Here is a 21,729-nt window from a genome sequence, read left to right on the forward strand (position 1 = left end):
ATGATACGGGCTGCTGTTATCTCTTGGCGTAATCCAGGCTGATCGACATGCCCAGGTCGACACGATCCGACACCGCCGTGTGATGTCCGTTCATGCCGAAGTCGCTGCGTTGGATCGTGCCACGCACGGAGATGACGCAGTCCTGGGGTGCGCTTAGCGGGCAGCTCGATGGCAGCAGTTCGAAATGCGCCGGGCGCGTGACGCCGCGCAAGGTCAGCGTGCCACCCAGCTCGCCGCCCTTTTCCAGTTTGGCCAGCGAGATGGGATCGGAAACGAAGTGGATCGCAGGATAGTGCGCCACATCGAAGAATTCCGGGGCCAACACCCAGCGGCGAAATCGGTCCGAACTCATCTGGATGCTGTCGACGGCGATTTGCGCATCGACCACGGCGGTGTCGTGCAAGCTGCTCAAGGTCACGTCGCCGTTGATCTGCTCGAAACGGCCGGTAACCTGGGTCAGCCAAAGCAGGCGCACGCCGAAGGCGGCGTGCGAGCGGGCGGGATCAATACGGTAATCAGCGGCATGTACTGGCAGGACGGCCAGCAGAAGAACGGCAAGCAAGCCTGGAAAGCGCGGAATCACGGCGACCAGAAGGCATCCAGTCGTGCGTTACCCGGTTCCAGCGCGCCGCTGAGATGCAGCACGGCGAGACCGGCGGGCGGCATGCCGCGGAACTCATCCGAGCGGCCTTCGACCAGCAGGGCGACCAAGCGTTCGATACCGGGGTTGTGACCGATCAGCATGACGGTGCTGGCATCGCCGTGTTGATCGAGCAGGGCGAGCAACTCACCCGGGGTGGCGTCGTAGATGTCGTCCGTGAACTCGGGCTCGGGCACATGCTTCATCGCGGACAAGGCCAGGGTGGCCGTGTTGCGGGTGCGCTCGGATGGAGAGCACAGCACGCGATCGGGCTTCACGCCATGCGAGGCCAACCATTTGCCGGCAGCCCGGGCTTCCTGCTCGCCGCGTCCGCTGAGGCGCCGGTTGTGATCGTCGCCGCCGGTCGTGGCGGGCTGGGCTTCGGCGTGACGCAACAGGATGAGTTCGTGCATGGTTTTTGACTCCAAGGTGGCGCGGCATTGCGGTCACTGCTGGCGCTTGATCCAACGCAGGAGGTGCTTCCAGTCCTCCTGCTGGCTCCGGACGTTTTCCGAAGCGTAATCAAAGATGCCCTTACCGAGTGCGGTGAGCAACACATACGCCTGACTGTCGCGCAGTTGCGCCACGATCGGGAACGGTGAGCGCTCCGCCAGCTGCTCCATGGCGTCCTGGCTGGCGTGGGTCCAAGGTTTCAGCCGATTGCCGACCAGGCCGACCGGTAGCTTGCCGCGCTTGATGCGATTGATCTCCCGCAAGTGCTCCAGGAAATCGAACGTGGCATTGAGGTCGAAGGTTGACGGCAACACCGGCACCAGCAGCACGTCGGCCTTCTCAAGATAGGGTTCGAGGTCCCGTTCCTGCGATCCGGCAGGCGTGTCGATGAGCACGCGTTGGGTATCGGGGGGGAGTTTCTCCAGCGATCTACGACCGCCTTCCAGCGCCAGCACGCCCGGCACGTTATCCGGGCGCTGCGCGGCCCAGCGAAAGCCGGACTTTTGTCGGTCGGCGTCGACGATGGCCGTGTGCTTGCCATCCTGTGCCCAATGGGAAGCCAGCTGGGTGACCAGCGTGCTCTTGCCACAACCGCCTTTGCTGCTTGCTACCAGTACCGTCAGCATGATGCTGCCCCTGTGTCCAAGCTGGCGCCCAGCCTACACGAAGGGTGGGGCAGCGACGCAAGACCTAGGGATGCTCTGATCTATTCAACGGTAGTGGCATGATGTCCAGAAAGCCCGCCAGGTGTGGGGCGTGGCGCAGCGCAGGCTGGCCGCCTGGGCAAGCCACGCGCCGCGGCTGGCGGGCTTTCTGGACATCACCCGAAGGGCCGGTTCTGTTTGCCCGCAGCTCCGCGCCGCGCCGTCTCGACAGGCAGCCAGCCTGCCTTCCTCGCTCCTCAAAGCCGAGGACATCCATGTCCTCTCCCCGCGTGCGCCGACGCAGCGCGCATCTGCGGGCAAACAGAACCGGTGACACTACCGTTGAATAGATCAGAGCATCCCTAGAGCCTGTTAACGGGGCTCCCATCGTCATCCCGCCTTGTTCGGCTCCCAATCGGCAGGTGCATCGACGGTGATGTTGAAGTCGTGCAAGGCGGTCAGCAGCAGGCTCATCTCGGTGCCGCCGGAGCGCGCCAGCGTCAGCAGATGCTGGGCCAGGCCCAAATCGCCCTGGGCGCGTGCGGACAGTTGCCCGAAATTCTCCACCTGCCATACCAGGTTGCGGCGGGCGCGGCGGGCATCTTCCTGTTGGGCCGGGTCGTCCGAGAGGACCTCGCGCAAATGCAGGCCGAGCGAACGGGCCAAGGGGCTGGAACTCCATTCCAGGATCTTGCCCAGCTTCAGGCAGTCGTCCTTGATCGACTTGTCGTCCCCGGCGCCCTCGCACAATCGTGCGGTGGCCTGCAGCCCAGGCTGCGGTTGCGTGCCGGCCAGGCCGAACACCATCATCACCTGCACGCCTGAGGCGCCGGTGGCGGAGAGCGGGTTGATCACCGCGGGCGGCGGCGGCAGCAAGGTCACCGTGGTGGCCAGTGCCTTGAGGCTGGCGCCGGTGTAGTCGTCATAGAGCTTGCCCGCGGCTGCCTTGGCCAGGTCCTCGCGAGCCACCGCGCCCTTGTCGTCATGGCTATCGAGGCCCAGCTTCAGCAGCCACACGGCGGCGTTGTCCGGCGCCTGGGCGACGAGCTTGGTGAGGGCGTCGGGATTCGGGCAGGCGTCCGCCTTGGCGTCGCAATCGGTCAGCCGGGTCCAGCTGATCTCGGGGCCGGCATTGGGCGCCTGGGCCGCGCGCTCGATCAGGCTGTGGAAGCTGTTGAAGTCGGGCTGGTCGGCCAAGGGGCGTGCCAGCAAGGCGCCGCCGAGCAGTGGCAGGGGCTCCGCCTGGGGCGCGATGACGCTGACGAGGTCGCGTTGAAAGGCGACCAGGGCCTTGCGACGCGCGGCTTGTTGGGCCTCCGTGGACGTCGCCGAATGGCCGGTGGCGCGTGATTGAGCCGCAAAAACCGGGTTCGCAACGGCGGCAAAAACCAGGCCGAGCGTTAGGAGGCGCCGTCCGAGCATCGTGTCATCCTTCGCAAAACGAAGCACGCAGCATACTGCTCCCGCATTAAGCTCGCCTGATCCAGGGGTAGGCCTGGGGCGGGAGAAAGCGTCTGGGCTTGATAGCATGGCCGCTTCGCAGCGTTCGGGGTGTCTCTATCATCCTGCGCAGAACAGGAGACGGGTAGTGAACGACTTTTCGATGTTGGCCGATGGGCGTGCGGCGCCCTGGTTTGTCGGCTGGGGCACGCTGGCGCTGATCAATGCGGGTCTTGCCCAGGGCAAGAATCGCAGCGGCCTGCTGTGGTTTCTGCTGTCTCTGGTGATCGGGCCGCTCGCGACGCTGCTCCTGGTGGTGCTGCCCAAGGTCCGGTCGACGCTGTTCTGAGTTCAAGCTTGTGTAGGAGCGCACCCTGTGCGCTCCTACCGATACGGCGAGGACTATTCGCCCAGCGCTTCGCGCATGAATTCCGGCTGGGCCAGTGCGCCCTTGTGGATCTCGGCGTTGTAATAGCGGGTCGGGAAGTTCTTGCTGAGAGCGCCGCGCTCGCGGAAGCCTGCCAGGTCGCCACCCTTGCGCACCATGGTGCAACTCCACCAGCCGGTGGGGTAGCACGGCTGCGGGAACGGCAAGGTCTTCACGGCGCTGAAGCCGGCCGTACGCATGGCCGAGCGCATCGACTTGATCAGTTCCAGGTGCACCAGCGGCGATTCGCTCTGCTGCACCAGGATGCCGCCATGGCGCAGGGCCTTGTAGCAACTGGAGTAGAACGCGGCGTTGAACAGACCTTCAGCCGGACCCACCGGGTCGGTGGAGTCGACGATGATCAGGTCCAGCGATTCGGGCTCGGCCTCGGCCATGTACTTGATGCCGTCGATGAACAGCAGCTCGGCGCGCGGGTCGTGGTTGGAATCGCACAGCTCCGGGAAGTACTCCTCGGCCAGGCGCGTGACGCGTTCGTCGATCTCGACCTGCACGGCCGATTCCACTTCCTCGTGCTTGAGCACTTCACGCAAGGTGCCGCAGTCGCCGCCGCCAATGATTACCACGCGCTTGGCGCGCGCATGGGTGAACAGCGCCGGGTGGGTCATCATCTCGTGATAAAGGAAGTTGTCGCGGCTGGTCAGCATCACGCAGCCGTCGATGACCATCAGGTTGCCCCAGTCCGTGGTCTGGTAGATCTCGATGGTCTGGAACGGGGTTTTCTCGGCATGAAGCAGCTTCTCCACGCGGTAACCGATGGAGGAGCCGGAGGCCTGGTGGGCCTCGGTGAACCAGCTGGGATGCTGCGACATGGCGAATCCTGGGGAATCTTGACGGGTTAAGGGCCGCAGATTGTAGCCGTAATGGCCTCAAGGGGGCGCCTACTGGGCGCCAACGGAGCCAACCGCCGCAGGCACATTGTCACAGCAGGCCGTTACAATACCGGTCCGGCCCGTCACGCGATTCCGCCAGCGGGCCAAGGGATGCTCTGGCCCATTTCCTGAGGGCGTCACCGGTTCTGTCTGTCCTCCGGTGCGTGTTGCGTTGATGAAGACAGGCTGGTTGCCTGTCGAAACGACGCGGCGCGCACCGGAGGACAGACAGAACCGGCCCTTCGGGTGATGCCCAGAAAGCCCGCAGGCTGTAGCGCGCGGCTCGCCCAGGCAGCCAGCCTGCGCAGCGCCACGCCCCACACCCTGCAGGCTTTCTGGACATCATGCCGCCCTCAGGAAATGGGTCAGAGCATCCCTTAAGTCAACCCGGCCCCGCGGCGTGCGAGGCTTCCGGCCGGCTGACTTCGTGCTCTTACCGAGCAAGCGCGTCAAGGCTCGCCGCTGCGACGACATGTTCAGGGTGTCACACGCCCGTTGTACAAGGAGCCCTCCATGTCGAAGCACTGGAACATTGATGCTGCCCGCCACACCTACGCCGTCCCGCATTGGGGCGACGGCTACGTGGACGTGGATGCAGCAGGTCATATCGTCATGCGCCCGCGCGGCGCCCAAGGCCCGGCGCTATCGCTGCCGGCCATCGTGGACCGCGCCCGCGCCGAAGGCTTGCGCCTGCCGCTGCTTGTGCGCTTCCCCGACATCCTTGCCGACCGCCTGAAGCGGCTGCAGGATGCGTTCGCCAAGGCCATCGGCGAGTGGAGCTACGCGGGCGGCTACACGGCCGTCTATCCGATCAAGGTGAACCAGCAGCGCGGCGTGGCCGGCGAGTTGGTGGCGGCCGGCGAGCATGGCTTCGGTCTCGAAGCGGGCTCCAAGCCCGAGCTGATGGCCGTGCTGGCCATGGCCCGCCCCGGCAGCATCGTGATCTGCAACGGCTACAAGGATCGCGAATACGTGCGGCTGGCGCTGATCGGCCTCAAGCTCGGCCTGCGCGTGCACATCGTGATCGAGAAGCTGTCCGAGCTGGATCATGTATTCAGCGAAGCGAAGGCGCTGAATGTCGAGCCGCTGCTCGGCGTGCGCGTGCGCCTCGCCTCGATCGGCGCCGGCAAATGGCAAAACACCGGCGGCGACAAGGGCAAGTTCGGCCTCTCGCCCAGCCAGGTGCTGACCCTGGTGGAGCGCCTCGACCAGGCCGGCCTCAAGCACACGCTGAAGCTGCAGCATTTCCACATGGGTTCGCAGATTTCCAACGTGCGCGACATCGCCTCGGGCATGCGCGAGGCCACACGCTACTTCGTGGAGCTCAAGCGCATGGGCGTGCCGCTGGAGATCGTCGACGTCGGCGGCGGCCTTGGCGTGGACTACGAAGGCTCGCGTTCGCGCAGCCACAACTCCATCAACTATTCGATCGAACAATACGCGGCGACCATCGTGCAGTCGCTGGCCGAAGCGGTCGCCGAAGAAAACCTGCCGGCGCCGCACATCATCACCGAGGCCGGTCGCGCGATGACCGCTCACCACGCCGTGATGGTGGTGAACGTGACCGAGGTGGAGCCGGTCCCCGCCGGCAATATTCCGGCACCACACGAAGCCGAACCGGCCGTGTTGCGTCGCCTGCGCGAGACCTGGGCGGAACTCGACGCGCGTCCCGCGCTTGAGTTGTTCCATGAGGCGCAGCATCACCTCGTCGAAGGCCAGACCTTGTATGCGCTGGGTCAGCTCACGCTGGACGACCGCGCGCGGCTGGACGATATGTACTACGCCATTGCCAATGCTGTGCGTCTGCGCCTGTTGCCCGCCGAGCGTTCGCATCGTCAGGCGCTGGACGAGCTGGACGAGAAGCTGGTCGACAAGTACTTCGTCAATTTCTCGGTGTTCGAGTCGGTGCCGGACATCTGGGCAATCGAGCAGATCTTCCCGATCGCACCGATTGCGCGCCTGGATGAAGAGCCCACCCGCCGCGGCGTCATCGTCGATCTCACCTGCGACTCCGATGGCCGCATCGATCACTACGTCGATGCCGACGGTGTCGACGTGAGCCTGCCGCTGCATGCGTTGAACGAGGACGAGAGCTATCGCCTCGGCATCTTCATGGTCGGTGCCTACCAGGAGACGTTGGGCGACATCCACAACCTGTTCGGCGATACCGATGCGGTGAACGTGAGAGTGGACGGCGACTCGTACGTCTTTGCGCACAAGCGTCGTGGCGATACCACCGATCTCATGCTCGATTACGTCGGCTACGACCTGGAAGTCCTGCGTCGCAGCTATCGCGAGCGCATCGCTGCCGCGGGCGTCCAGGGCGATGCGGCCGAGCAGCTCTTCGTCACGCTCAACGAAGGTTTGACCGGCTATACCTATCTGTCCGAGGGCGTGCGCTAAACGTTCAAGCCACCGCCCTGTGAGGTGTGCCAGCCCGAGTCGCTAGACAAGGGCTGGTTGCACAACCAGCAACTGTTCAAGCTTCCCCGTTCCCCATCAATGCAGGAGTGGTTATGGCAAGTCTCGACGGCAAGGTGGCACTTATCACTGGCGCGGCCAGTGGCCTCGGCAAGGCAATCGCCGAGTTGTATGCGAAGAACGGTGCGGCGGTCGCCATCGCCGATATCAATCAGCAGGCGGCAGACGCCACGGCAGACGAAATCAAGGCAGCCGGCGGCAAGGCCATCGGTATCGCGATGGACGTGACCGACGAGGCCGCTGTCAACGCCGGCACCGACAAGGTGGTCGCCGCGTTTGGTCATTTGGACATTCTCATTTCCAACGCCGGCGTGCAGATCATCAATCCGATCGAGCAGTTCGCCTTCGCCGACTGGAAGAAGATGCTGGCCATCCATCTCGATGGCGGTTTTCTTACCACCAAGGCCGCGCTCCAGCACATGTACAAGGACGACCGCGGCGGCATCGTGATCTATATGGGCTCGGTGCATTCGCACGAAGCGTCCAAACTAAAGTCGGCCTACGTCACCGCCAAGCATGGCTTGCTCGGCCTGGCGCGCACGCTGGCGAAAGAAGGCGCGGCGCACAATGTGCGATCGCATGTGATCTGCCCCGGCTTCGTGCGCACGCCGCTGGTGGAAAAGCAGATTCCCGAGCAGGCCAAGGAGCTGGGTATCAGCGAGGCCGACGTGATCAAGAACGTGATGCTCAAGGACACCGTGGATGGCGTGTTCACCACGGTCGAGGACATCGCGCAGACGGCGCTGTATCTCGCTACGTTCCCGTCGGCCGCGTTGACCGGGCAATCCATCGTGGTCAGCCACGGCTGGTATATGCAGTAGCGCACCGCGCGCCGCATGCAGCCAGCAACGAGCGCCAGAGACGAGTAGCGAGGATGCCCGAACGAAGGGACGCGCCGGCGGGCTTGCTTGCCGGCATGGTTGTCGCGGTGCCGGAAACGGCCTGCCGCGAAGCATCTTCGTTGCGTGTCCCCGCTCGCGGACCGATCGGGCATGCATGCGGCTCGGCCTCCCCGCCCTCACCTCGCCCCTAACAGAGGATTGCCAGTGAAGATTGCCGACGTCATAGCCAATGCTTTCGCCATGCCGCTGACCAGCCCGGCGTTTCCACCGGGCCCGTATCGATTCGTCAACCGCGAATTCCTCGTCGTCACCTATCGTACCGATCTGGACGCGTTGCGCGCGGTGGTACCCGAACCGCTGGAGATCGATCAAGCGCTGGTGAAGTACGAATTCATCCGCATGCCCGACTCCACCGGCTTCGGCGATTACACCGAGTCGGGCCAGGTGATCCCCGTGAGCTTCCGCGGCGAGCGCGGCAGCTATGTGCACTCGATGTACCTCAACGACCACCCACCGATCGCCGGCGGCCGCGAGTTGTGGGGTTTCCCGAAGAAACTCGCCAGCCCGGTGCTGGATACCGAGATCGACACCATTGTCGGTACGCTCGACTACGGCAAGGTGCGCGTGGCCAAGGCCACCATGGGCTTCAAGCACCGCGAGGCCGATCGCGATGCGATCCTGGCCGGACTGGCGGCACCCAACTACCTCTTGAAGATCATCCCGCATGTGGATGGCACGCCGCGCATTTGCGAGCTGGTCCGCTACTACACCACCAACGTCACGCTCAAAGGTGCCTGGACCGGCCCGGCCTCACTGGAACTACACCCGCATGCGCTGGCACCAGTAGCCGACCTGCCGGTGCTGAAAGTGGAGTCGGCCCTCCACTTCATCACCGACCTGACCCTCGACCTGGGCACCGTCGTGTACGACTATCTAGCCGATTGAACCGGGGTTTATCCGTATGGACGTCCGTAAGAACAGTTCAGCACTTGAGTTGACCGATCTTGACCTTGTGCGAGAGCACCATAAGCAATACCAGGTCACTGCCCTGGTATTGCAGGGCGGGGGCGCGCTGGGAGCGTATCAGGCAGGCGTATACCAGTCGCTGGATGAGGCTGGCATCCATCCTAACTGGGTTGCAGGCATCTCCATCGGTGCGCTCAACGCGGCGATCATCGCCGGCAACGCGCCGGAGCATCGGGTCGAACGCTTGCGCGAGTTCTGGCAAACCATATGCCGCCCGCAGCTGATGCCGGTGTGGCCCACGCCGCCGCTGGAACCGGGTGCGTGGGAGCTGTCCTGGCAAAATGCCCTAAGCGGCTGGGCCGCGTTGCGCGCGCTCACCGAGGGGCAGCCCGGCTTCTTCTATCCGCGACCCTTTCCACTGCTGCAGTGGAATGCTTCGCCGGCAACGACAAGCTGGTACGACACGGCGCCGTTGAAGCTCACGCTGGAGCGACTGGTCGATTTCGATCGCATCAATCACAAGACGTCGATGCGCGTGTCGGTGGGCGCAGTCAATGTGCGCACCGGTAACTTCGCCTACTTCGACAACACGGAAGGCCCGCTGCGGGTCGAGCACTTCATGGCGTCAGGTGCCTTGCCGCCCGGTTTTCCCGCGATCGAGATCGATGGCGAGTTCTACTGGGATGGCGGCATGGTCTCCAATACGCCGCTCTACAAGGTGTTATCGGACGGAACGCGGCGCGACGCACTGATCTTCCAGGTGGATTTGTGGAGTTCACGGGGCGGGTTGCCGCGCGATCTGGCGGAAGTGACCTCACGCACGAAGGACATTCAGTTCTCCAGCCGCACACGCCTCATCACCGAATATATGGGGCTGCGGCAACGGCAGGAGCGGGTATTGCACGATGTGATGGCCCTGGTGCCGGAAGACCAGCGCAACCATCCCGCCTATCGCCACGCCGAGATCTACGCCAGCGGTGCCCTGGTTAACCTGTTCCACCTCATCTATCGCAACAAGCCTTACGAAGGACACTACAAAGACTACGAGTTCAGCATCGACAGCATGCGCCAGCACTGGAATGCCGGGTTGGACGACATGCAATGCACCATGGCCGAGCCGACTTGGTTCGAACGGCCGAGCGCCGAACATCCCTTTATTACCCACGACGTCCACTGCGACGACTGATCAACCAGGAAACACCATGAGTCTCAAGGCAGCATTTATCGGGCTCGGCGCCATGGGCACGCCGATGGCAGGGCATCTGAAGGCGCGCGGCCTGCTTCATGCGGTAGCCAGCCGCACCCAGGCCAACGCCGATGCCGTGGCGAAAGCGTTGGGCGTCATCGCGCCGCCGTTGGCCGAGCTTGCTGCGCAGTGCGATGTGATCGCGCTGTGCGTCACCGCCGACGCCGACGTGCTCGGCACGATCGACGCGCTTGCTCCGCATCTCAAGCCGGGCGCCATCGTGGTGGATCATTCCACCGTGGCACCCGACACGGCCAAGCAGGCTGCCGCACGATTGGCCGCGGTCGGTGCGCGCTTTCTCGACGCACCGGTATCCGGCGGCGTGGAAGGTGCGAAAAACGGCAAGCTATCGGTGATGGTGGGTGGCGATGCCGACGTGCTCGAACGCGCCCGCCCGGTACTGGAAGCCTATGCGTTGCGCATTACGCATCTGGGCGCCGTTGGCGCCGGCCAGGCGACCAAGGCCGTGAACCAGGTGCTGGTGGCGGGCATCGCGCAAGGCGTGTGCGAAGGCCTCGCGCTCGCCGAAGCCTTGGGCCTCGATCCCGAACGCCTGCTGCCCACGCTTGGGGCCGGCGCAGCCGGCAACTGGTTTCTGGAAAAGCGCGGCGCCACCATGCTGCGCAACGAGTTCAGCGTCGGCTTCAAGCTGGGCCTGCTGCACAAGGACTTGGGGATCGTGCAGCGCATTGCCGAAGGTGCCGGTACCAGCCGCAACGTGATCGAACGCTCGCTGGCCGACTACGCGGAACTGATGAGCCAGGGCTATGGCGATGATGACATTTCGGCGTTGATTCGTTTGAAGCGCAAGAGCTAAGTTGTACCGCGGGGAGGCCTGAAAAAGGCCTTTTCCCGTCATTCCAGCTTGACCAGCCCTTCGGCTGTTGAGAGCCGCTGGGATGACGACTTCGTTCAGACAACCCCTGGCGTTTCGAAAAAAAGGCCGTGTCGGGAGACACGGCCTTTCTTGTTTCGCCGAGTGCAGAAGATGCCTTACTTGCCTTCCTTCAACGCAATCGCATTGATGCCGGCCGAAGCGAGGCGCTGCTTGGCGGTTTCCAGTTCGGTGGCCGAGTGGAACGGGCCGAGGCGTACGCGGTTGTAGGTCTGGCCGTTGACGTTGACGGCGGCGACATTGGCGACGAAACCCTGCATGGCGAGCTTGGCCTTGAGCGTCTCAGCATCGGACGGGCTCGGGAACGCGCCGACCTGCAACAGGTAGCCACTCGCACCGGCTGCCGGCGCCGGCGCTTTCACTGCTGCCTCCGGGGCGGCGGTAATGGCCTCGGCGACCGCGACCGGCGCATTCACCGGTTTCTGGGCGGCCTGCTGCTGGGCAGCGCTCTGGGCCTCCTGCTGGGCCTGCTGCTTCTGCTGCTGCTCGGCCTTCGCCTGGGCGCTGATCACGGCATCGGGAATGCGCACTTCCTTTTCCGATAGCACGGAATAGAAGTCGTATTGCGGCTTCTTCGGCGCCGGCGCGTTGTCGGTGGCCGAGGTGGATTCCGAGGCCGCGGCACCGGCGTCACTGCCGCGCTGGGCGGTGGCCTGAGGATTGGGTTGCGGGCCATCGTTGGGGCGCGGTGCCATCGGCAGATGACCACGTGCCACGAACATCAGCACGGCACCGATCAGGATGCCGATGACGGCCCAACCCCAGCCCGGCATGCCACCGCTGTTATTGCGGACGGCCTGCCGACCTTTGCCCTTGCGTGCTGCCATTTACATCTTCTCCGGGGCGCTGAGGCCCAGCAAATCAAGACCGTTACGTATGACCTGGCGCGTAGCGACGGCGAGCGTAATGCGCGCATTGCGCAATTCCACGTCATCCACGATCCATTTGTGCTCGTGATAATAACTATGCAGGGCGCCCGCGAGCTCGCGCAGATATTGCGCGATCAGGTGCGGTTCCAGATTGCTGGCGGCGGCCTCGACCACTTCGGGGTAGCGCGACAGCTCGGTGAACAGTGCCTGCTCGTGTTCGCTGTCCAGCCGCGCGAGCTGCTTGATGCCGGCCACCGTGTCGAGCGCCGGCAGGCCGCGTTCGGCCAGTTCTTCCAGCACGCGGCAGACGCGGGCGTGGGCGTACTGGATGTAGTACACCGGGTTGTCATTGCTCTGCGAGCGCGCCAGGTCGATGTCGAAGACCAGCTGCGAGTCGGCCTTGCGCGAAATGAGGAAGTAGCGCGTGGCATCGCGGCCGGCTTCCTCGATCAGGTCGCGCAAGGTGAGGTAGCTGCCGGCGCGCTTGGACAGCTTCACTTCCTCGCCGCCGCGCATCACCGTCACCATCTGGTACAGCACGTAATGCGGCCAGTCCTTGGGAATACCGACATCCAGCGCCTGCAGGCCGGCCTTCACACGGGCCAGCGAGCCATGGTGATCGGAGCCCAGCACGGTCACGGCGTTCTCGTAGCCGCGCTGCCACTTGGTCAGGTGATAGGCCACGTCCGGCACGAAATAGGTGTAGCTGCCGTCGGACTTGCGCATGACGCGGTCTTTGTCGTCATTGAAGTCGGTCGAGCGCAGCCACAGCGCGCCGCCTTCCTCGTAGGTGTGGCCATGGGCGACCAGCCCGCGCACGGTCTCTTCCACCTTGCCGTCGGTGTAGAGCGAGGATTCCAGGAAGTACACGTCGAAGCCGACGCCGAAGGCCTTGAGGTCCAGGTCCTGCTCGTGGCGCAGCGCGGCGACGGCGAACTGGCGAATCGCTTCCAGATTCTCCGGATCCCTGGCACCGGTCACGCTATGGCCATCGGCCATCACCGACTCGCCGGCCAGGTAGGCCTTGGCCACCTCAGCGATGTAGTCACCGCGATAACCGTCCTGGGGCCAACCGGCATCGTCCGGCGTGAGGCCGCGCGCGCGCGCCTGCGTCGAGACAGCCAGGTTCTGGATCTGCACGCCGGCGTCGTTGTAGTAGAACTCGCGCTTGACCTTCCAGCCGGTGGCCTCGAGCAGGCGGCTCAGGCAGTCGCCGAGCACCGCGTTACGGCCGTGGCCGACGTGCAGCGGGCCGGTCGGGTTGGCCGAGACGAACTCGACGCCCACGGTCTTGCCGCCGCCGCTGGTGCTACGGCCGTAGGCATCGCCCTCGGCCATGATGCGGCCCAATTCGTCGTGGTACGCGCCGGGCGCCAGGAAGAAGTTGATGAAGCCGGGGCCGGCGATCTCCACCTTTTTCACCAGTGTATTGGCGGGCAGGGCAGCGACCAGCTTCTCGGCCAGCTCGCGCGGCTTGGCCCGCGCCGGCTTGGCCAGCAGCATGGCGGCGTTGGCGGCGAAATCGCCATGCTCAAGACTGCGCGCGCGCTCGATCACGAAGTTGGGCACTTCGAGATCCGCCGGCAGGGTGGAATCGTTCTGCAGGGTACGGATAGCCTGCAGCAGCAGTTCGCGCAGCTGTTCTTTCACGGCATTAGTCGGGCGACGATGGAACCGACAATCCTATCAGACCGGCGTCGACTGAGCCGGTCTGGCCAGGGCCATCCGACATGCTGCGTTGCGGATGGGCAGCCTGTGGATAAGTCTGTGGGGAAGATGACAGCGTGCATTGGCGCACCCCTCTGTTTTCCGACAGAAATTGCATTGTCATGAAAAATAGCACGATATTTCATGTATTTGCGATGTACATCTGAGGAGCGAGGCAGTAGTGGACTGGAAAGGGCCGCCCGCAGCCAAATGTGCATAAGTCGCAAAGCGCAAGCCGCGGGAGAAAGTCGTCGCCACGTCATTTCGCTGTCATGCGGCACTGCCACACTTATCTCGTTCCCCCGGCACCTCCCCGCTGGCGGGGACAGGGAGATTGCCGTTCCTCTCCTTTCTCCCCACAAGACGGCTACACGGCGCGGCCTCCCCCGCGCCGTTGTTCTTTTTTTTGCCGTCAAAGCATCCCCAGTGCCGCCATGGATGCCGGTTCTCCGCTACCAATCACCAGATGATCGAGTACGCGCACGCCGATCAATTGCAGTGCATCGCGCAGTTCGCAGGTGATCGCGCGATCGGCGGCGCTCGGCTCGGCCACGCCCGAGGGATGGTTGTGCGCAAAGATCACCGCCGACGCGTTGTGGCGGAGGCAAGCGCGGACGACCTCGCGCGGATGCACGCTGGCACCATCAATGGTGCCGCGAAACAACTCCTCGAACGCCAGCACGCGGTGGCGATTGTCGAGATAAAGGCAGCCGAACACTTCGTAGGGCAGGTGGCGCAGCCGGGCGCGCAGATAGAGACCGCTGTCGCGTGGGTTGCCCAGGCTGGGGCGTTCGGTCAGTTGTTCGCCCAGGGAGCGGCGCGCCAGTTCCAGTGCCGCGATGAGGCGGGCCCGCTTGGCCGGACCGATGCCGCGCAACCGCACCGTGCCGCTGGGGTCGCCCAGCAGCGCGGTCAGTCCGCCGCTGCTGCTCAGCAGTTCCCGGCCCAGCGCGATGGCGTCCTTGCCGGGCAGGCCGCTGCCCAGCAGCACGGCAATCAGTTCGGCATCGGATAGTGCCTGGCAGCCCCGCTCCAGCAGCTTCTCGCGGGGACGTTCCTGTTCCGGCCATTCACGAATGCTCATCCACGCATCCTCATGGCGGGATCAACCGTTGCCCATCAGGGCGGCGCTGAGCCTCGTGTCGGAGGGACTGCCGGGGAACGGTGAGTCCAGGCTGGCGGTAAACAGGGTTTCAAGAGTCGGCCCGCGGCGGCATGCGCGTGGCGAACTCGGCGGCCAGCCAGTCAACGAATACCCGCACCCGCGGAGATAACTGCCGATTCTGAGGATAGAGCACGTAGACCGGTGACGATGAGGGCGGAAAGCCAGGCAGTACGTCGACCAAACTACCGCGGGCGAAATCCTCCTGCAGGCGGTAACGCGGCACCTGGATCAGGCCCAGGCCCAGCCGCGCCATGGCGACGTAGGTTTCTGCCCCGGCCACGCTGGTGGTGACTGGCAGTGTGATCTGCCGTAGCGCCCCGTTTAGCAGGAACTCCAGCGGCATCACGCTACCGGTCGCGGATGAGACGAAGCCAATCATGCAGTGACCGGCGAGATCGTCGGGCGATCGCGGCATGCCGTGGCGTTCGAGATACCCGGGGCTGGCGCAGGTGGCCTCCTCCAGCACGGTCACCTGGCGGCCGACCATGCTGCTGTCGGCCGGCTTGCCGACACGCAAGACACAGTCGACGCCCTCGCGCACGAGATCGACATAGCGGTCGCCTTCGCCGATGCGCAACTGGATACCGGGGTAGCGCTCCAGGAAGCTGGGCAGGCCGGGGAGCATGAAGTGGCGCGCGAGCGTGCCCTGTACGTGCACACGCAACAGGCCGCTCGGTTTGGCGCCGGTGAAGGCGGCCTCGGCCTCCTCGATCTCGGCAAGAATGGCCACGCAGCGCTGGTAATAAGCCTCGCCATCCAAGGTGGGGCGGACCTGCCGGGTGGTGCGTTCCAGCAGACGCGCACCCAGGCGCGACTCCAGCCGCTTCACCACCTCGGTCACCGTGGATCGCGGCAGTTCGAGATCCTGCGCCGCGAGCGTGAAGCTACGGCGCTCCACGATACGTGCGAACAGGCGCATGGCATCGACCTTGTCCACGGCTTTGTTCCCAAAAACCGAATGATGATGGCGGATTTGAGCAGATTATCCGCCCGATGGAAAAGTCCATCCTCTCTCCACCGACAAACCGTCGGCCTTATCGAGGATGACTCCCATGTCTGCACAAACGTCCAAAGTTGCGATGGTCACCGGTGGTTCGCGCGGTATCGGCGCCGCCATCGCCGAGCGCCTGGCCCGCGATGGCTTTACCGTTGTCATCAATTACGCCGGCGATATGGCCTCCGCCGAGGCCTTGACGCGCAAGATCGAGGCAGCAGGTGGTCGTGCGCTGACCGCGCAGGCCGACGTGGCCGATCCAGCGGCGGTGCAGCGCCTGTTCGACGCGGCAGAGGCGGCCTTCGGTGGTGTGGACGTGCTGGTCAATGCCGCCGGTGTCATGCAACTGGCCACCATCGCCGCCAGCGATGACGCATTGTTTGATCGCACCATCGCGGTCAACCTGAAAGGCAGCTTCAACACGATGCGCGAAGCGGCCAAGCGCCTGCGCAACGGTGGCCGGGTGGTCAACTTCTCCACCAGCGTCGTGGGCCTGAATATGCCGACTTATGCCGTCTACGTGGCGACCAAGGCGGGTGTGGAAGCGCTGACCCATGTGATGTCCAAGGAGATGCGTGGTCGCCAGATCACCGTCAACGCCGTGGCGCCGGGGCCGACGGCCACGGACCTGTTCCTCAAGGGCAAGTCGCCGGAGCTGATCGACCAGCTCGCCAAGATGCCGCCGCTGGAGCGTCTGGGCCAACCGGAGGACATCGCCAATGTCGTGGCCTTTCTTGCCGGCCCGGACGGCGGCTGGGTGAATGGCCAGGTACTGCGCGCCAATGGCGGCATGGTCTGAAGCCAACTTCCTCGTGCCGCCCTGGTGCGGTGCGCTTTTTCAGCTAGGAGATCACCTCATGAAATACGTCATTGTCGTGACCGGCGCGTCCAGCGGCTTCGGCCTGATGAGCGCCCGTGCCCTGGCCCATGCCGGCCACACCGTTTACGCCGGCATGCGCGAAACGCTGGGCCGTAACGCAACCCGCGTGGCTGACGTGCAGCACGATGCGCGCGAACGCGGCATCGACCTGCGCCCGATCGAGATGGATGTGGCGTCGCAGGCGTCGGTCGACGCCGCCATCGCGCAGATCGTTGCCGCGCATGGCCGCCTCGACGTGGTGGTGCACAACGCCGGCCATATGTCGTACGGGCCGGCCGAGGCGTTCACGCCCGAGCAGTTTGCGGAACTTTATGATGTCAATGTCTTGAGCACCCAGCGCGTGAATCGCGCCGCGTTGCCACAACTGCGCAAACAGGGGCAAGGGCTGGTGGTGTGGGTGTCGTCCAGTAGCGTTCGTGGTGGTACGCCGCCCTATCTGGCACCGTACTTCGCCGCCAAGGCGGCCATGGATTCGCTGGCGGTGAGCTACGCGGGCGAGCTGGCGCGCTGGGGAATCGAGACAACCATCGTCGTACCCGGTGCCTTCACCCAGGGCACCAATCACTTCGCCCATGCCGGCGCGCCCGCCGATACCTCCGTGGCGCAAGTCTATGCCAGCGGCCCGACCGCCGACTTCGGCGAGGTGGCCTTCAAAGGCCTGGCCGCGCTGGAGCCGGCCGATGCCGACCCGCAAGCGGTGGCAGACGCGATCGTCGCCCTCGTCGATGCGCCGTTCGGCAAGCGCCCGTTCCGCGTGCATATCGATCCGTCGCAGGACGGCGCGGAAATCGTCAACGGTGTGGCCGATCGGGTAAGAGCCGAACTGCTCCGCCGCATCGGCTTGGAAGACATCCTCAGGCCGCATACCGTGGCATGAAGCGTGGAGCCGGGGAGCATCAGCTTCACCGGCTTTCACCCGCTGCACGAGCCAATGGTTTCCACCACGCGGTGTCACCGGGAGAACCTTGCGATTCCGGTAAGCTACGCCCCTAACCGGTTGTCAGGTCCCACACCATGAGTCTTGCCCAACGCCGCATCCTGCTGGGCGTATCCGGCGGCATCGCTGCCTACAAGTCGTGCGAACTGGTGCGCCGGCTGCGCGATCTCGACGCCGACGTCCGCGTGGTGATGACCGAGGGCGCGACGCATTTCGTCAGCGCCACCACCTTCCAGGCACTTTCCGGTCAGCCGGTACGCATGAGCCTGTGGGACGCCGAGGCCGAAGCGGCCATGGGCCATATCGAGCTGGCGCGTTGGGCCGAGCGCATCCTGATCGCACCGGCCAGCGCCGACCTGATCGCCCGCCTCGCCCACGGCATGGCCAACGACCTGCTCACCACGGTGTGCCTGGCCAGCGCCGCACCTGTCTACGTGGCGCCGGCGATGAACCAGCAGATGTGGGCGCATCCGGCCGTGCAGGCCAATATCGATACCTTGCGCCAGCGCGGCGTGCGCTTGCTGGGTCCCGCCTCGGGCGACCAGGCCTGTGGCGATATCGGCTCGGGTCGCATGCTGGAGCCGCTGGCGTTGCGTGAGGCGATGGTGGCGTCGTTCGGCCAGGCGGTGCTGCGCGGCTTGAAAGTGGTGGTGAGCGCGGGCCCGACCTACGAAGACATCGATCCGGTGCGCTTCATCGGCAACCGTAGTTCCGGTCAGATGGGTTTCGCTGTGGCTGACGCGGCCGCACAAGAAGGTGCCGAGGTCACCCTGGTGGCCGGCCCGGTGAGTTTGCCGACACCGCAAGGTATCGCGAGGCGCGTTGACGTTCGCAGCGCGGCGCAGATGCGCGATGCCGTGGTGGCTGCGGCCGCGCAGGCCGACATCTATATCGCCGCCGCCGCGGTGGGCGATTACCGCCCCGCGAGCGTGGCCAGCCAGAAGATCAAGAAGCATGACGGCGCGGCCCTGGTCCTGAACCTGGCGGAGAATCCGGACATCCTCGCCACACTGGCCGCGCAAACCGTGCGCCCCTTCTTGGTTGGATTCGCTGCCGAGACGCATGATGTGGAGCAATACGCGCGCGATAAACTGCAGCGCAAGGGACTGGACATGATTGCCGCCAACCAGGTCGGTGGTGGCCTCGGTTTCGAGGCTGCCGACAACGCGTTGACCCTCTACTGGCCCGACGGCGTCGCCGAGCTGGGGCGCACCTCCAAGACGGAGCTGGCGCATCAGCTGGTCGCCAAGGTGGCTGAGCGTTACCGGGCGGTGCGCGCATGAGGGGTGGGCAGGGCGTTGATGTCGAGCTGAAAATTCTTGATCCGCGGCTTGGGGATGTCATTCCGTTGCCCGAGCCGGCGACCGCGGGAAGCGCGGGGATGGATTTGCGTGCCGCCATCGAAGCGCCGCTGACCCTGCAGCCCGGCGAGAGCATGCTGGTGCCGAGCGGCATGGCCATACATATTGGTGATCCAGGCTGGTGCGCGCTGATCGTGCCGCGTTCGGGCCTGGGACATAAACACGGCCTGGTGATGGGAAACCTGGTCGGCGTGATCGATGCCGACTACCAGGGGCCACTGATGATTTCGTGCTGGAACCGTGGCACGCAGCCGTACACCATTGCCGTCGGTGATCGCATCGCCCAGCTGTTGCTGGTGCCGGTGGGGCAGGTGCGGTTGAACGTGGTGCAGGAGTTCGCGCCATCGCAGAGGGGCGAGGGCGGTTTCGGTTCGACCGGAGTTAACTAGGCTTTCCATCCGGCCGCCGAAGGCGCCCGCGATGCCGAACGGCCGCACTACCTGCTTGGGGACAGGGCATGGCAACAATCAGCGCACAAAGGCGATCGTTCGCCGGGACCATCGAGTGGCGCAGCCTGCTGCCACTGGCAGTGGGCACCTTCTTGGTGTTGATCGGGCTGTTCTGCCTGTGGCAGACCTGGCTGATCGCCGGCGAAAGCAGCGCCATCGAGCGGGTCCATGCGGCCCAGAAGCAGGTGGCCCAGTTGCTGGCCGCGGAGATCGCCAGCGAGCGCGGCCGTGTCCAGGCGGTGCTCGACGCCGACGACGCCGCCACTCTTGTCGCCGATCCTGCCGAGGCGGCCGTCGCCCTGCACCAGCAAATCCCGCAGGCGCTCGCACTGAATGTCTATAGCGGCGGCCTCGACGAAGTCATCCACGCCAATTACCGCGTGTTCGGCTACGGCAAAGCCGCCCAGTTGATGGCCGCGCAAACGGCTGACGGCGAGACGCTGGCGCAAACCGTCGCCGGTGGCCAGGGCGAACGCCACCTGACCCTGGTGCTGCCGGTTGGCCCATCCCGGCACCCGCAGGCCTGGGTCTGGGTGGAGTTGCCGTTCGGGCCCTTGCAGCAGCGTTTCGAATCCATTCCGCTTGCAGGCGGCAGACTGGAACTCCGGCAGGGTGACGATCGCGGCGATATGCGGTTGTTGTCGTCGGGCGAGCCATCGGCCGAGCGCGAGGCTGATCGAAGCGAACCGGTGGATGGCAGTACGTTGAGCGTGGTGGCCGCCTTGCCGGCGGCGTACATCGTGCTACCGAAAGTGTGGCCGCTGACGGCGTTGCTGAGTCTGCTCGCCCTTGGCGGCGGGTTATATCTGTTCTGGCTGCGCAGTCACCCGCGTCGCCAGTCTGGCGTGCAAGTTGAGGAAACTGTTTTGTCCGACATGATCGACAACAACCCGGAGCCAGCGAAGCTCGCGGCTCCCCGCCCCACCAAGTCCGCGCCGGCCGCGCCGGTAAAGGTGACGGTCGATCCCACCATCTTCCGCGCCTATGACGTGCGCGGCGTCGTGGGTACCTCGCTGACCAAGGACGTGGCCCGCCTGCTCGGTCAGGCGATCGGCGCCGTCATGCGCGAAAAGGGACTGGCGGAGATCGTGGTGGGCCGTGATGGTCGCCTTTCCGGCCCTGAACTGGCTGGCGCCCTGTCCGACGGACTGCGCATGGCGGGCATCGATGTGATCGACATTGGTGCCGTGCCGACGCCGGTGGTCTATTACGCCGCCTACCGTTTCAACACGGGCTCCGGCGTGGCGGTCACCGGCAGCCACAATCCCCCCGACTACAACGGCTTCAAGATCGTGGTGGGCGGAGAGACACTGTCCGAAGGCGCCATCCAGGATCTTTACCGTCGTATCACCGCGAACGGGCTCGAACGCGACGGCAAGGGCAATCTGCGCCATGTCGATGTGCTGCCCGACTACATCGAGCGCATTACCTCCGACGTGCAGGCCGAGCGTCGCCTGAAGATCGTGGTCGATAGCGGCAATGGCATCGCGGGCGCGGTCGCGCCGCAGGTGCTCGAAGGCATCGGTTGCGACGTGATCCCGCTTTACTGCGACGTCGATGGCACCTTTCCGAACCATCACCCCGATCCGTCCGATCCGCACAATCTGGAAGACCTGATCTTCGCGGTGAAGGAGACCGGCGCCGACCTGGGCATCGCCTTCGACGGCGATGGCGATCGCCTGGGCGTGGTCACCAAGGAAGGCGAAATCATCTTCCCCGATCGCACGCTGATGCTGTTTGCGCGCGATGTGTTGTCGCGCCAGCCCGGTGCCACGGTCATCTACGACGTCAAATGCACGGGTCACTTGAAGGGTGAAATCCTCGACGCCGGCGGCAGCCCGCTGATGTGGCGCACCGGTCACTCGCTGATCAAGGCCAAGATGCGCGAGACCGGTGCTGAACTGGCCGGCGAAATGAGCGGCCACTTCTTCTTCAAGGAGCGCTGGTACGGCTTCGACGACGGCATCTACGCGGGCGCGCGACTGCTTGAAATCCTGTCGGGCGATCCGGAAGAGCGTACCCCCGAAGCGATCTTCGCCACCTGTCCGAAGGGCGTTTCCACACCAGAACTCAAGGTGGAGATGGTGGAAGGCGAGCACTACCGCTTTATCGAGAAATTCCGCCAGCGCGCGACGTTTGGCGACGCCACGCTCACCACTATCGACGGTGTCCGCGCCGACTGGCCGGATGGCTGGGGCCTGGTGCGTCCGTCCAACACCACGCCAATCCTGGTGCTGCGTTTCGACGCGGACAATGCGGCGGCGCTGGAGCGCATCCAGAACGTGTTCCGTGCGCAGTTGCTGGCCATTGACCCGTCGTTGAAACTGCCGTTCTAGAGCGGGTTGAAGGCGGGTTGCGGGGGCTCCAAAACCGTCCACCGAGGCCAGCCGTTGCACCGCTTTCACGGTGCCCCGGTGAGCGGCTTTCGCGCCCCGCTACCCGC

20 protein-coding genes are annotated in these 21,729 nt (G+C 64.8%); 11 read left to right on the forward strand and 9 right to left on the reverse strand.

The genetic code is table 11. The features are described 5' to 3' along the window. Positions 1–16: 16 nt before the first annotated feature. The 4 genes from ACT01B_RS00495 to ACT01B_RS00510 form a co-directional block, all read right to left on the reverse strand. The gene (locus ACT01B_RS00495; protein ID WP_445145454.1) at positions 17–562 is read right to left on the reverse strand and encodes a YceI family protein; all 546 of its coding nucleotides are present in this window, start codon (positions 560–562) and stop codon (positions 17–19) included. A gap of 17 nt (positions 563–579) precedes the next feature. Continuing rightward, complete coding sequence (locus ACT01B_RS00500; protein WP_445145455.1) at positions 580–1,053, reverse strand: SixA phosphatase family protein; 474 nt, start codon at positions 1,051–1,053, stop codon at positions 580–582. Positions 1,054–1,086: 33 nt separating this feature from the next. Then, on the reverse strand, positions 1,087–1,719 hold the full coding sequence (locus ACT01B_RS00505; RefSeq protein WP_445145456.1) for a nucleotide-binding protein: 633 nt from the start codon (positions 1,717–1,719) through the stop codon (positions 1,087–1,089). A 408-nt stretch (positions 1,720–2,127) separates the two neighbouring features. Further along, positions 2,128–3,159: a hypothetical protein gene (locus ACT01B_RS00510; protein ID WP_445145457.1), complete on the reverse strand. Its 1,032-nt coding sequence runs from the start codon at positions 3,157–3,159 to the stop codon at positions 2,128–2,130. Between the two features lie 181 nt (positions 3,160–3,340). Between ACT01B_RS00510 and ACT01B_RS00515 the strand changes: the two genes are divergently transcribed. Beyond that, positions 3,341–3,526 (forward strand): antitermination protein NusB, encoded by a 186-nt coding sequence (locus ACT01B_RS00515; RefSeq protein ID WP_445147551.1) that lies wholly within the window; start codon positions 3,341–3,343, stop codon positions 3,524–3,526. 53 nt (positions 3,527–3,579) lie between these two features. On the opposite strand, the gene speE is transcribed toward ACT01B_RS00515, so the two are convergent. Continuing rightward, positions 3,580–4,434: a polyamine aminopropyltransferase gene (gene speE, locus ACT01B_RS00520; RefSeq protein WP_445145458.1), complete on the reverse strand. Its 855-nt coding sequence runs from the start codon at positions 4,432–4,434 to the stop codon at positions 3,580–3,582. A gap of 573 nt (positions 4,435–5,007) precedes the next feature. Here speE and speA point away from each other — a divergent pair. From speA to ACT01B_RS00545, 5 genes are all read left to right on the forward strand, one after another. Then, entirely contained in the window at positions 5,008–6,897 is a 1,890-nt protein-coding gene (gene speA, locus ACT01B_RS00525; RefSeq protein WP_445145459.1) for a biosynthetic arginine decarboxylase, read from the forward strand. A gap of 113 nt (positions 6,898–7,010) precedes the next feature. Then, entirely contained in the window at positions 7,011–7,796 is a 786-nt protein-coding gene (locus ACT01B_RS00530) for a 3-hydroxybutyrate dehydrogenase (protein ID WP_445145460.1), read from the forward strand. A 225-nt stretch (positions 7,797–8,021) separates the two neighbouring features. Continuing rightward, complete coding sequence (locus ACT01B_RS00535) at positions 8,022–8,762, forward strand: acetoacetate decarboxylase (protein WP_445145461.1); 741 nt, start codon at positions 8,022–8,024, stop codon at positions 8,760–8,762. A gap of 16 nt (positions 8,763–8,778) precedes the next feature. After that, on the forward strand, positions 8,779–9,969 hold the full coding sequence (locus tag ACT01B_RS00540) for a DUF3734 domain-containing protein (RefSeq protein ID WP_445145462.1): 1,191 nt from the start codon (positions 8,779–8,781) through the stop codon (positions 9,967–9,969). Positions 9,970–9,985: 16 nt separating this feature from the next. Continuing rightward, positions 9,986–10,846, forward strand: a complete 861-nt coding sequence (locus tag ACT01B_RS00545; RefSeq protein WP_445145463.1) for an NAD(P)-dependent oxidoreductase — start codon at positions 9,986–9,988, stop codon at positions 10,844–10,846. A 176-nt stretch (positions 10,847–11,022) separates the two neighbouring features. Here ACT01B_RS00545 and ACT01B_RS00550 read toward each other — a convergent pair whose 3' ends face one another. From ACT01B_RS00550 to ACT01B_RS00565, 4 genes are all read right to left on the reverse strand, one after another. After that, positions 11,023–11,751 carry an SPOR domain-containing protein gene (locus tag ACT01B_RS00550; protein WP_445145464.1) on the reverse strand — a complete coding sequence of 243 codons (729 nt, stop codon included), beginning with the start codon at positions 11,749–11,751 and terminating at the stop codon, positions 11,023–11,025. Continuing rightward, entirely contained in the window at positions 11,752–13,443 is a 1,692-nt protein-coding gene (gene argS, locus ACT01B_RS00555; RefSeq protein ID WP_445145465.1) for an arginine--tRNA ligase, read from the reverse strand. A 469-nt stretch (positions 13,444–13,912) separates the two neighbouring features. Then, complete coding sequence (radC, locus tag ACT01B_RS00560) at positions 13,913–14,584, reverse strand: RadC family protein (protein ID WP_445145466.1); 672 nt, start codon at positions 14,582–14,584, stop codon at positions 13,913–13,915. A 109-nt stretch (positions 14,585–14,693) separates the two neighbouring features. Next, a complete protein-coding gene (locus ACT01B_RS00565; RefSeq protein WP_445145467.1) occupies positions 14,694–15,602 on the reverse strand; it encodes a LysR family transcriptional regulator in 909 nt (302 codons plus the stop codon). A 115-nt stretch (positions 15,603–15,717) separates the two neighbouring features. Between ACT01B_RS00565 and ACT01B_RS00570 the strand changes: the two genes are divergently transcribed. The 5 genes from ACT01B_RS00570 to ACT01B_RS00590 all read left to right on the forward strand — a co-directional run bounded on the left by ACT01B_RS00570 (position 15,718) and on the right by ACT01B_RS00590 (position 21,622). After that, positions 15,718–16,458, forward strand: coding sequence for an SDR family oxidoreductase (locus ACT01B_RS00570; protein ID WP_445145468.1), 741 nt, complete (start codon positions 15,718–15,720; stop codon positions 16,456–16,458). Positions 16,459–16,516: 58 nt separating this feature from the next. After that, the gene (locus ACT01B_RS00575; RefSeq protein WP_445145469.1) at positions 16,517–17,416 is read left to right on the forward strand and encodes an SDR family oxidoreductase; all 900 of its coding nucleotides are present in this window, start codon (positions 16,517–16,519) and stop codon (positions 17,414–17,416) included. 137 nt (positions 17,417–17,553) lie between these two features. Continuing rightward, on the forward strand, positions 17,554–18,759 hold the full coding sequence (gene coaBC / locus ACT01B_RS00580; protein ID WP_445145470.1) for a bifunctional phosphopantothenoylcysteine decarboxylase/phosphopantothenate--cysteine ligase CoaBC: 1,206 nt from the start codon (positions 17,554–17,556) through the stop codon (positions 18,757–18,759). After that, entirely contained in the window at positions 18,756–19,226 is a 471-nt protein-coding gene (gene dut, locus ACT01B_RS00585) for a dUTP diphosphatase (RefSeq protein ID WP_445145471.1), read from the forward strand. Before coaBC ends, dut begins: the two co-directional genes overlap by 4 nt. A gap of 68 nt (positions 19,227–19,294) precedes the next feature. Beyond that, entirely contained in the window at positions 19,295–21,622 is a 2,328-nt protein-coding gene (locus ACT01B_RS00590) for a phosphomannomutase/phosphoglucomutase (RefSeq protein WP_445145472.1), read from the forward strand. Positions 21,623–21,729: the final 107 nt, after the last annotated feature.

This window comes from Dyella sp. Tek66A03 (assembly GCF_052567735.1).

Bases quoted from the DNA above. Each gene is read 5' to 3' on its own strand.
- ACT01B_RS00500 (WP_445145455.1), bottom strand. From the start codon at position 1,053: ATGCACGAACTCATCCTGTTGCGTCACGCCGAAGCCCAGCCCGCCACG.
- ACT01B_RS00505 (WP_445145456.1), bottom strand. From the start codon at position 1,719: ATGCTGACGGTACTGGTAGCAAGCAGCAAAGGCGGTTGTGGCAAGAGC.
- ACT01B_RS00510 (WP_445145457.1), bottom strand. From the start codon at position 3,159: ATGCTCGGACGGCGCCTCCTAACGCTCGGCCTGGTTTTTGCCGCCGTT.
- ACT01B_RS00515 (WP_445147551.1), top strand. From the start codon at position 3,341: ATGTTGGCCGATGGGCGTGCGGCGCCCTGGTTTGTCGGCTGGGGCACG.
- speE (WP_445145458.1), bottom strand. From the start codon at position 4,434: ATGTCGCAGCATCCCAGCTGGTTCACCGAGGCCCACCAGGCCTCCGGC.
- speA (WP_445145459.1), top strand. From the start codon at position 5,008: ATGTCGAAGCACTGGAACATTGATGCTGCCCGCCACACCTACGCCGTC.
- ACT01B_RS00530 (WP_445145460.1), top strand. From the start codon at position 7,011: ATGGCAAGTCTCGACGGCAAGGTGGCACTTATCACTGGCGCGGCCAGT.
- ACT01B_RS00540 (WP_445145462.1), top strand. From the start codon at position 8,779: ATGGACGTCCGTAAGAACAGTTCAGCACTTGAGTTGACCGATCTTGAC.
- ACT01B_RS00545 (WP_445145463.1), top strand. From the start codon at position 9,986: ATGAGTCTCAAGGCAGCATTTATCGGGCTCGGCGCCATGGGCACGCCG.
- ACT01B_RS00550 (WP_445145464.1), bottom strand. From the start codon at position 11,751: ATGGCAGCACGCAAGGGCAAAGGTCGGCAGGCCGTCCGCAATAACAGC.
- radC (WP_445145466.1), bottom strand. From the start codon at position 14,584: ATGAGCATTCGTGAATGGCCGGAACAGGAACGTCCCCGCGAGAAGCTG.
- ACT01B_RS00570 (WP_445145468.1), top strand. From the start codon at position 15,718: ATGTCTGCACAAACGTCCAAAGTTGCGATGGTCACCGGTGGTTCGCGC.
- ACT01B_RS00575 (WP_445145469.1), top strand. From the start codon at position 16,517: ATGAAATACGTCATTGTCGTGACCGGCGCGTCCAGCGGCTTCGGCCTG.
- coaBC (WP_445145470.1), top strand. From the start codon at position 17,554: ATGAGTCTTGCCCAACGCCGCATCCTGCTGGGCGTATCCGGCGGCATC.
- dut (WP_445145471.1), top strand. From the start codon at position 18,756: ATGAGGGGTGGGCAGGGCGTTGATGTCGAGCTGAAAATTCTTGATCCG.
- ACT01B_RS00590 (WP_445145472.1), top strand. From the start codon at position 19,295: ATGGCAACAATCAGCGCACAAAGGCGATCGTTCGCCGGGACCATCGAG.